Source organism: Candidatus Methylomicrobium oryzae (assembly GCF_016745425.1).
GTDB classification, from domain to species: domain Bacteria; phylum Pseudomonadota; class Gammaproteobacteria; order Methylococcales; family Methylomonadaceae; genus Methylomicrobium; species Methylomicrobium oryzae.
Genome location: NZ_JAERVK010000008.1, coordinates 225,043 through 233,876, shown reverse-complemented (window position 1 = coordinate 233,876; position 8,834 = coordinate 225,043). Strand labels below are relative to the sequence as shown.

10 protein-coding genes are annotated in these 8,834 nt (G+C 54.3%); 6 read left to right on the top strand and 4 right to left on the bottom strand.

What is annotated here, in order from left to right; genetic code table 11:
* The first annotated feature begins 199 nt into the window (after positions 1-199).
* Positions 200-1,294 carry a tRNA epoxyqueuosine(34) reductase QueG gene (gene queG, locus JJL52_RS11135; RefSeq protein ID WP_202052481.1) on the top strand — a complete coding sequence of 365 codons (1,095 nt, stop codon included), beginning with the start codon at positions 200-202 and terminating at the stop codon, positions 1,292-1,294.
* 57 nt (positions 1,295-1,351) lie between these two features.
* Here the strand turns inward: queG and JJL52_RS11130 are convergent, their stop codons facing one another.
* On the bottom strand, positions 1,352-1,906 hold the full coding sequence (locus tag JJL52_RS11130) for a MarR family winged helix-turn-helix transcriptional regulator (protein WP_202052480.1): 555 nt from the start codon (positions 1,904-1,906) through the stop codon (positions 1,352-1,354).
* Between the two features lie 234 nt (positions 1,907-2,140).
* Here JJL52_RS11130 and JJL52_RS11125 point away from each other — a divergent pair, with 234 nt between their 5' ends.
* Positions 2,141-2,407 (top strand): DUF2024 family protein, encoded by a 267-nt coding sequence (locus JJL52_RS11125; protein WP_202052479.1) that lies wholly within the window; start codon positions 2,141-2,143, stop codon positions 2,405-2,407.
* Here JJL52_RS11125 and rsgA read toward each other — a convergent pair whose 3' ends face one another.
* Both rsgA and JJL52_RS11115 read right to left on the bottom strand, forming a co-directional pair.
* On the bottom strand, positions 2,408-3,295 hold the full coding sequence (rsgA, locus tag JJL52_RS11120) for a ribosome small subunit-dependent GTPase A (protein WP_202052478.1): 888 nt from the start codon (positions 3,293-3,295) through the stop codon (positions 2,408-2,410).
* Positions 3,295-4,545, bottom strand: coding sequence for a M48 family metallopeptidase (locus JJL52_RS11115; protein ID WP_202052477.1), 1,251 nt, complete (start codon positions 4,543-4,545; stop codon positions 3,295-3,297). Before JJL52_RS11115 ends, rsgA begins: the two co-directional genes overlap by 1 nt.
* Before the next feature lie 99 nt (positions 4,546-4,644).
* Between JJL52_RS11115 and orn the strand changes: the two genes are divergently transcribed.
* From orn to serS, 4 genes are read left to right on the top strand one after another with little or no spacing between them, the layout of a single operon-like run.
* Positions 4,645-5,211: an oligoribonuclease gene (gene orn / locus JJL52_RS11110; protein WP_202052476.1), complete on the top strand. Its 567-nt coding sequence runs from the start codon at positions 4,645-4,647 to the stop codon at positions 5,209-5,211.
* Between the two features lie 11 nt (positions 5,212-5,222).
* The gene (gene crcB, locus JJL52_RS11105; RefSeq protein ID WP_202052475.1) at positions 5,223-5,930 is read left to right on the top strand and encodes a fluoride efflux transporter CrcB; all 708 of its coding nucleotides are present in this window, start codon (positions 5,223-5,225) and stop codon (positions 5,928-5,930) included.
* The gene (locus JJL52_RS11100) at positions 5,927-6,235 is read left to right on the top strand and encodes a DUF190 domain-containing protein (RefSeq protein WP_202052474.1); all 309 of its coding nucleotides are present in this window, start codon (positions 5,927-5,929) and stop codon (positions 6,233-6,235) included. The genes crcB and JJL52_RS11100 overlap by 4 nt, the downstream gene beginning before the upstream one ends.
* A gap of 32 nt (positions 6,236-6,267) precedes the next feature.
* Entirely contained in the window at positions 6,268-7,542 is a 1,275-nt protein-coding gene (gene serS, locus JJL52_RS11095) for a serine--tRNA ligase (protein ID WP_202052473.1), read from the top strand.
* 7 nt (positions 7,543-7,549) lie between these two features.
* Here serS and JJL52_RS11090 read toward each other — a convergent pair whose 3' ends face one another.
* Positions 7,550-8,830 carry a hypothetical protein gene (locus JJL52_RS11090; protein WP_202052472.1) on the bottom strand — a complete coding sequence of 427 codons (1,281 nt, stop codon included), beginning with the start codon at positions 8,828-8,830 and terminating at the stop codon, positions 7,550-7,552.
* Between the last annotated feature and the right edge of the window lie 4 nt (positions 8,831-8,834).

The window sequence follows — 8,834 nt, the reverse complement described above, 5'->3', positions numbered from 1 at the left end:
ACGACAACGATTCGACAGGTCGACCTACCTTGCACAAACCCGATAAGGGCGATGACCGGAGCATCAATATCGGCAAACCGGTAGGAGGACAAATATGAAGGCTGTCAAAAGGCCGCACTGAAGCGGTACCGGAAATTTCCCAGTGAAGGGCGGCTTCGGCCGCCCTGTTTGTTTTATAGCCTGATTGAAAAACTTGACGATGTCATCAATCCGTAATGATGAAGACCTGCAGCGGCTTGCCGTGCAGATCAAGCAATGGGGCCTGGAACTCGGCTTCCAGCAAGTCGGCATTGCCGACACCGACCTGGAGCAGGCAGAGCGGCATCTGCAGGCCTGGCTGGACGATAATTTTCACGGCGAAATGGACTACATGCACCGGCATGGGCTTAAGCGCAGCCGTCCGGCCCTTTTACAGCCGGGCACCGTGCGAATTATTTCGGTACGGATGGATTATCTTTCCGAGCCGTCCGGAGCAATGCACAAAACCCTGGCCGGCCCCGCCGAAGCGTACATTTCGAGATATGCGCTTGGCCGTGATTATCACAAACTGATCCGCAGCCGTCTGCAGAAGCTGGCCGATAAAATTCAGACGGAAGCCGGTCCGTTCGGCTATCGGGCATTCGTCGACAGTGCCCCGGTGCTCGAAAAAGCGTTGGCGGAGAAAGCCGGGCTCGGCTGGATAGGCAAGCATTCCAATTTAATCAACCGTAAAGCGGGTTCCTGGTTTTTTCTGGGGGAAATCTACACCGACCTGCCGTTGCCGATCGATCCGCCGGCCGCGATGCATTGCGGGTCGTGCACCGCTTGTTTGGACATCTGTCCGACCCGGGCGATCGTGGCGCCTTTCCGGGTCGATGCGCGCCGTTGCGTCTCTTATCTGACCATCGAACTGCACGGTTCGATTCCGGAAGCCCTGCGGCCATTAATCGGCAATCGGATTTACGGCTGCGACGATTGCCAATTGATCTGTCCCTGGAACCGTTTTGCCAAACTGACAGCCGAAAACGACTTCAAGCCGAGACATAGGCTGAATGCGCAGCACTTGCTCGATGTGTTCGCCTGGGACGAACAGACCTTTTTGACCCGGACCGAAGGTTCCGCGATCAGGCGGATCGGTTACGAGCGCTGGCTCAGAAATATCGCAGTTGCCCTCGGAAATGCCTCCCACGCTCCGGAAGTGATCGAGGCTTTAAAGGCTAGGCTGGAGCATTCATCCGAGCTGGTCAAAGAGCATGTGCAATGGGCATTGGCCAGACAATCGGAAAAGCGGGAAGAAGCTGGATCGTTGGCCTGATTTCCTAAAAGGCGCAACAAGCGATCAAGATTCGTTGCCGAGTCCGGTTTTCCCGTGTTAATTGACGGTATGCTCCTGGCAAATCTTTTCGCTGTCTTTCTGGCTGAGTTTTTCCTGAGTCAGGCCGCAGAAGAAACCATCGCTTTGACGGGTGAAATATTTACAGGTCTTGCATAAACCGAACGTCTGAAATTTGTGTGCCTTTTGCAAAGCCACTAACGTATCCGAAAAGACTTTTTCCGCGTCGACGTCTTCATTCAGGAATGTCGAGGCCTGGCGGAAAAAGTCGGTGGAACGGGCTTCGGACAATACCGCTTCGCCTTCCTCCAGAAGGCTGATGTGCACCATGCGCCGGTCATTACTGTCGGTCGTTTTTTTGATATAGCCTTTTTTTTCCAAAAGCTGCAGCGTTTGCGAAACGGTGCCGCGGGTCATGCCCAGGTAATTGGTCAATGCCGCGGGCGAGTCGCTGAAGCGATTGCAGCGCGATAGATAATCCAGAACCTGAAAATGGACCGGCTGTAGCCCGAGCTCGGTGCACTTCTTTCGCTCTTCGGACCGAATCAATGCTGACATACGCTCAATGACTTCAAATATGGCTATTTTTTCCATTACGTTTATACGTATTTAAAAATTCTTGACATTGGATAGCATTATACCATAATCTATCAACATATCGAATCGATACTATATGAAAATTACCTTATTTTAAGGGATTTTTATAAGTTGCAAGGGTGATTCGATTTCTTGTAAAGTCGTGCAAATTCTTCAAAATTCGGATAATATCCCTTAGTAAAGCATTTTATGCGCCGGTGGTTTGCTCCACCGGTTTTTTATGGAATCGCTATGCCCGTTTCTCACGTATTCGACACTTATGCAAAAAAGGCCAAAGGCGGCATCATGCATTTTGATGTGGTTATCGACGAACAGGATCCGCAAAAAGCGCTGGAATGTGCCAGAAAATGGCTCGAAAGCATCGGTCATTCCGACGCAGTAGTTACCCAGGAGACATGTTACTTCTGCCATAGCGCAGAGGCGCCCGCCGAGCTGCGCAAACAAATCGACGAGCAGGGCTATGCGATATACAAATTGGAAGGCTGCCCGAAAGATTAGTTAACGCGGTTTTAAAGGAATTTTATCTTTAAGCTTCAGAAAACGCCGATAGCGGCATTCGGGTATTGTACCATTTTCGACCGCCGTGCGTATCGCGCAACCTTTATCCTGTTCGTGCCGGCAATCGTTAAAGCGGCAATTGCCGATATACGGGCGGAATTCCTTATAGCCGTACGCCAGTTCGTCCGCTGTCAAATCGGCCAATCCAAAGATCGCGACGCCAGGACTGTCTATCAGATCACCGCCTTCCTTAAGATGATAAAGGGTAGCGGCGGTGGTTGTATGCCGTCCGAGTTTCGCCGACGCCGAGATCGCGTTGATCTTGATCTCCTTGTCCGGAATGAATACGCGGGTCAGTGACGATTTACCGACTCCGGATTGCCCGGTAAAGATGCTGACTTGCCCCCTCAACGCCTGTTTCAGTTGTTCCATACCTTCTCCGGTTTTTGCACTGACTTTGTAGAGGGGATACCCGAGCGCGGCATAAACCGCAAGATCCCGATCCGCTTCATCCGTTCCCGGCAAATCGGCCTTGTTCAGAACCAGCGACGCCTTGAAGCTGCTGTTTTCGCATATCGCCAGGTATTGATCGATTAAAAGGGAGTCGTAATGCGGTTCCATCGCGAAAATTACCACAACCATATCGATGTTGGCTGCTACCGGACGGGTTTTGCCGTTACGGGCAGGGCGCATCAGCAGGGAATGTCTGGGCAGAATTTCCTCGATGCGCCCCTGGCCGGGAGCGGCCTCCGACCAGAGCACTCTATCGCCTACCGCAATGGTATCCAGTTTTCTGAGCGGCTGGCAGAGAATGATCCGGCCGTTATCCTCAACGGCGATGCCCTGGCCCAGATGCGCTACCGCCAGCCCTTCTTTGACCTCAGCCACTACCGACCCGCCATTTTCGCCTCCAGATGCGCTATCCGGATCGCAGCCGGCGGATGGCTGTAGTGAAAGGCTGAATAGAGCGGGTCGGGCGTCAGTGTACTGGCGTTTTCTTCATACAACTTGACCAAGCCGCTGATCATTTTGGTGGCCTGAGCATGTTCGGCAGCGAAGCTGTCCGCTTCGAATTCGAACTTGCGCTGGAAAAACGCGCTGATCGGCTGCATGAAGAACGTAAACGCCGGAGAAACCAGCATGAACAGCAATAAAGCGGCCGCATTCGATTTCTGCTCGACGCCGAGACCCGTGTAAAACCAGGACTGATCGATCAGCCAGCCGAGAATGCCGAGGCTGATCAGGCTCATTACCGCGGTCGCAGCCAGCATCTTGATCACATGCTTGCATTTGAAATGCCCTAGTTCATGGGCCAACACCGCCTCAAGCTCTTCGTCGTCCAGCGATTTGATCAGGGTATCGAAAAACACGATCCGTTTGTTGTTGCCCAGCCCAGTGAAATAGGCGTTGCCGTGGCCGGAGCGTTTGGAGCCGTCCATCACGAAAATGCCCTGGCTGCTGAAACCGCAGCGGTCCAGCAGCTTTTGAATCCGGGCTTTCAGCGCGCCTTCTTCCATCGGGGTAAATTTGTTGAATAACGGTGCGATAACCGTCGGGAACAGCCAGCTCATCAGCAGCGAGAAGCCCATCATAATCGCCCAGGCCAGGAGCCACCAGTAAGTGCCGACATTTTCCATGACCCACAAAATCAGCGCCAAAAGCGGCAGGCCGATGACAGCGCCCAGCGCCAGTTGCAGCGCATGATCCTTGAAGAACTGTTTGAGCGTGCTTTTGTTGAAACCGAATTGTTCTTCGATGACGAACGTCTGATAGAGGCTGGTAGGCAATTCCAGCAATGACATGGCCAGGAAAATCGTGGCACTGGCCACGACACCGGCAAGAATCGGCGATTCGATAACCGATGACCAAAACATAAACGCGAGATTGATGCCGCCGCCCAGGGTCAGCAGCAATAACACGACCAGGCCCAGAATACTGTCGATCTTGCCGAGCTTGCCTTTTGCAAGGGTATAGTCCGCCGCTTTTTGATGCGCAGCCAGGGGGACCGACCTGGCGAATGCGGCGGGGACTTCGGCGCGATGGGCCAACACATACGCGGATTGACGCCGGGACAGCCAAAATTGCACGCAATAAGAAATCGTCAGCGCAACAATAAAAATAACGGTAAAGGTATTCATGGTTATCTGGTTATAATCGAATTATTTTAAGAAATAGCCATACAGATTCGCCAATGCTACACTAATCGGAACTTTATGAACATAATGGAGAGGTATTAAATGGCACTGGACTCGGAGCGTCTTGTCTGGATAGACTTGGAGATGACGGGATTAAATCCCGATCAGGACGTGATCATCGAGATTGCGACGATCGTAACCGACAAGGATCTGGCGATCTTGGCACACGGCCCTGTCATCGCGGTGCACCAGCCCGACTCGATACTGGCCGAGATGGACGAATGGAATCAGCAGCACCACGGCCAGTCGGGCCTGATCGACCGGGTCAAGGCTTCCGAGATCGATACCGTCGAAGCCGAGCGGCAGACGCTTGAGTTTTTAAGACAATGGGTTCCGGACAGAACCTCTCCTATGTGCGGCAATACGATAGGGCAGGACCGGCGCTTTCTGTTCCGTTACATGCCGCAATTGGAAGCCTTTTTCCATTACCGTAGTATCGATGTATCGACCCTGAAGGAATTGGCGGCCCGCTGGGCGCCGGAAATCAAGGACGGCTTCACTAAGGTTTCGGCGCATCGTGCCCTGGACGATATCAAGGAATCCATCGATGAGCTTCAATATTACCGCGAGCATTTCATCGCTACCCAATTCGCAGGCAAGCGCGGCTAACAACGGATAAGATGAATCAATTGATCGTGATCGCGTTCGGCGGTGCGTTCGGTTCGGTGGCGCGATTTCTGGTGTCGAGCGGCGTGTACCAATGGCTCGGGCGGGGCTTTCCCTACGGGACCCTCGCGGTGAACGTGATCGGATCGTTTTTGATCGGGCTTCTAGCCGAAGCCTTGATTCTGCAGCGGGTGACATTTGCGCTCGAGTACCGGGCGGCGATTCTGGTCGGTTTCCTCGGTGGTTTTACCACGTTTTCGAGTTTTTCGCTCGAAACGCTCTATCTGATCGAGCAGGGGGCGATTTCCAAGGCTGCGGCCAATATTGCGCTGAGCGTCGCCGCCTGCCTGCTGGCGGTATGGATCGGCCTGTTGGCCGGCCGGTCGCTGTATTATTATTCGGCCGGCATGATTCATTGGCAAAACCATGCTTTTCCTTATGCCATCATGACTGTGAATGCGCTGATCGCGTTTTTGATCGGCATCGTTTCCGCGCTGCTGCTGCAGCATGTCGAAATTACCGCAGAATACCGCGCCGCGATCATGGTGGTGATGGCCGGCGCTTTTCTGACGCTGTCGGGTTTGTATGTGGTGCTCTATCTGCTCGAGCACGGCTACACGTTGGAAACCCAGTTCTATCCGATTTTGGGCGTATTTGCCGGCAACGGCTTGTTTTGTTTGTTTTTATTATGGCTCGGCCTGATGGCGGGTGAACGGATATGACCATTAAACCGATAACGGTCGCCAGAATTTTCTCGCTTGAGGGCGATACTCGTATCAGCAAGGCCCTGAACATCTTGCGCGATGAAATAGGCATTATGGGAGCGACCGTCTTGCGGGGCATCGAGGGGATGGGCGCTTCACGCGAAATCCATACCTCGTCTTTGGTCGATCTGTCGCTCGAATTGCCTTTGATCCTGGAGTTTTACGACGAGCCGGACAAGGTCGTCAAGGCGATCGAGACCCTGCAATCCCGGCTGCATTTCGATCATGTCGTCAGCTGGCCGGGCCATGCGCATTTGACCTAGATTTTTTATTGAGAGACCGATAACCATTCATCATGTTGGACCCAAAGTTATTTAGAACCGAACTCGATTACGTGACCGAGCAATTGGCAAGGCGCGGCTTCGCTTTCGATGCGGAAGCGTATGCGGAACTGGAAAGCCGCCGCAAGGACGTACAGGTCAGAACCCAGGACCTGCAAAACGAACGCAACAGCCGTTCGAAAGCGATAGGGCAGGCCAAAGCCAAAGGCGAGGATATTCAGCCGTTGATGGACCAGGTTCAGCATCTCGGCGATCAATTGCGGCAGGCCGAGAACGAGCTTGCCGAAATCCAGTCGTCGATCACCGCGATGCTGGAGTATATTCCGAACATTCTCGACGTCTCGGTGCCCGACGGCAAGAACGAGGACAGCAACGTCGAAATCAGCCGCTGGGGCGTACTGCCTAAGTTCGACTTCACTCCGAAGGATCATGTCGATCTGGGCGCCAGAAACAAGCGGATGGATTTCGAACTGGGCGCCAAGCTGAGCGGGGCGCGCTTCGTGGTGCTGAACGGCGCGCTGGCCCGGCTGCAGCGGGCAATCATCCAACTGATGCTCGATACGCACACCGGCGAGCACGGCTATAGCGAAACTTATGTACCGTACTTGGTCAATGCGGACAGTCTGCGCGGTACCGGCCAGTTGCCGAAGTTCGAGGCGGACTTGTTCAAGGCGGACGGCAATCCGCCGCTGTACCTGATTCCGACCGCGGAAGTGCCGGTCACCAATATCGTCCGCGACGTGATTCTCGACGCGAAAGAGCTGCCGCTGAAGCGGGTCTGCCACAGCCCGTGTTTCCGTAGCGAGGCCGGCGCCTACGGCCGCGACGTGCGTGGGATGATCCGCCAGCACCAGTTCGAAAAAGTCGAGATCGTGCAGGTAGTCAGGCCGGACGATTCCGAAAGGGCGCACGAAGAATTGACCCGGCATGCGGAAGTGGTTCTGGAAAAACTGAATCTGCCGTACCGCCGCATGCTGCTGTGCGCCGGCGACACCGGTTTCTCGTCGGCGAAGACCTACGACCTCGAAGTCTGGCTGCCCGGGCAGGGCGTTTACCGCGAAATTTCCTCGTGCAGCAATTTCAAGGACTTTCAGGCGCGGCGGCTGCAGGCACGCTGGCGCAATCCGGAAACGGGGAAGCCGGAACTCGTGCACACGTTGAACGGATCGGGCCTGGCCGCCGGCAGAACGCTGATCGCGGTGCTCGAAAATTACCAGGATGCCGAAGGGCGGATCCGCATTCCTGAAGCGCTGCTGCCTTACATGGGCGGCCTGGAGTACATCGAATAGCCCGAATTTATCGTACTGCGACCTTACCTGTGCCCGTACCGGCAGCCGTGACGGGTTCCGGGGCGGGATGGGTATAGTCGATACAGCGGTTCTGCAGCTTTACTTCTCTCTCGAAATTGGCGATTTCCGCGATGTCGCGGGAATGCGTTTGCCGGTAACGCATCCGGGCCGAGCGGATAGCTTCCAGGTGCCGCTCGATAGCGTCCTGCGTCAGCAGGACTCCGAAATCCTGAGGTAATGTTCCGCCCGGCACCTTCAAATCGAACAGCCGGTCCAGCACCAGATTACCGATAGCCGGCTTGTAATGGGAGGATTCGATGTAGCCGGCCATTTCTGCGCCGGGAACGTTCGAATCTGGCAGGTTTTCGGTCGAAATGCCGTGATAGCCGCTGAAATCCCATAACGGAAACGGCTTCTGATGCGCGCGGGCGGCTTCTTCCTCGTTGATTCGGACGAGTTGGCGTTTCCAGTCCTCCCAGGTATCCCAAAGCCCAAGCGCGGCCAGAACTTCCCACTGCCGGGCGTGCGAAGGCGAGATGAACAGGTACAGTTTCACGTGATGTTGATGCGCCAGTGCGATCAGCGCGCGTATATCCTCCAACGGCGGCGTATGCTGGATTTTGCCGGTCTCCGAAGGCTCGGTCTCGAACCGGAACCGGCACTTCGGCCCCGGCAGGTAGACGCCGCCCCACATATAGCCTTTTTCCGAATTGATCAGCGCCTGTTTGGAATATTTTTGCCGGGCCTCGGTAATCGCTTCATCCGGTGCCGGGGGGAAACGGCCTTGTTGGAACAAGGTTTTTCGGCTTGCCATCACAGTATCGAAGGAAAACAGCAGTTTCCATTTTCTGTCTTCCGCAAAGTTGTCCGGGGTGAAATCGGGAGTAAAGGTCAGGTAAGCATTGGAAGCAAAAAAGTCCAGGCCGATCACCGCCATTTGTAAAGAATTGTGTTCGGCAACGAATTTAAAAAGTAAAGCGGTCTCTGCATTGGGCTGGGAAGGCATCGCGAGATTGACGGTTCTGAGGCCGTTGAATGCCTGGTGTTTCGGATTGAGTCCTACATGAGCGCGGGATGTGCCGAGAATCAGGGCGTCCATGGGATGGTGCAGATACCCCACCATTTTGAATATCCTGATATTGTCGGTGACCAGGGGTTTTGCTTCATTGATATTCGGGAGACGAGGGCTTCCGAATATCGCATAAGGATCGGTAAACCAATTAAAAGCAGCCGTCGAAGCTAGCGCCAAGGTTGCCGAAGCCAGTAAATGAGTCAGATAACAGCGCATGAGC

Coding starts and splice junctions, on each gene's coding strand:
- queG (WP_202052481.1), top strand. CDS start 200: ATGTCATCAATCCGTAATGATGAAGACCTGCAGCGGCTTGCCGTGCAG.
- JJL52_RS11130 (WP_202052480.1), bottom strand. CDS start 1,906: ATGGAAAAAATAGCCATATTTGAAGTCATTGAGCGTATGTCAGCATTG.
- JJL52_RS11125 (WP_202052479.1), top strand. CDS start 2,141: ATGCCCGTTTCTCACGTATTCGACACTTATGCAAAAAAGGCCAAAGGC.
- JJL52_RS11115 (WP_202052477.1), bottom strand. CDS start 4,545: ATGAATACCTTTACCGTTATTTTTATTGTTGCGCTGACGATTTCTTAT.
- orn (WP_202052476.1), top strand. CDS start 4,645: ATGGCACTGGACTCGGAGCGTCTTGTCTGGATAGACTTGGAGATGACG.
- crcB (WP_202052475.1), top strand. CDS start 5,223: ATGAATCAATTGATCGTGATCGCGTTCGGCGGTGCGTTCGGTTCGGTG.
- JJL52_RS11100 (WP_202052474.1), top strand. CDS start 5,927: ATGACCATTAAACCGATAACGGTCGCCAGAATTTTCTCGCTTGAGGGC.
- serS (WP_202052473.1), top strand. CDS start 6,268: ATGTTGGACCCAAAGTTATTTAGAACCGAACTCGATTACGTGACCGAG.
- JJL52_RS11090 (WP_202052472.1), bottom strand. CDS start 8,830: ATGCGCTGTTATCTGACTCATTTACTGGCTTCGGCAACCTTGGCGCTA.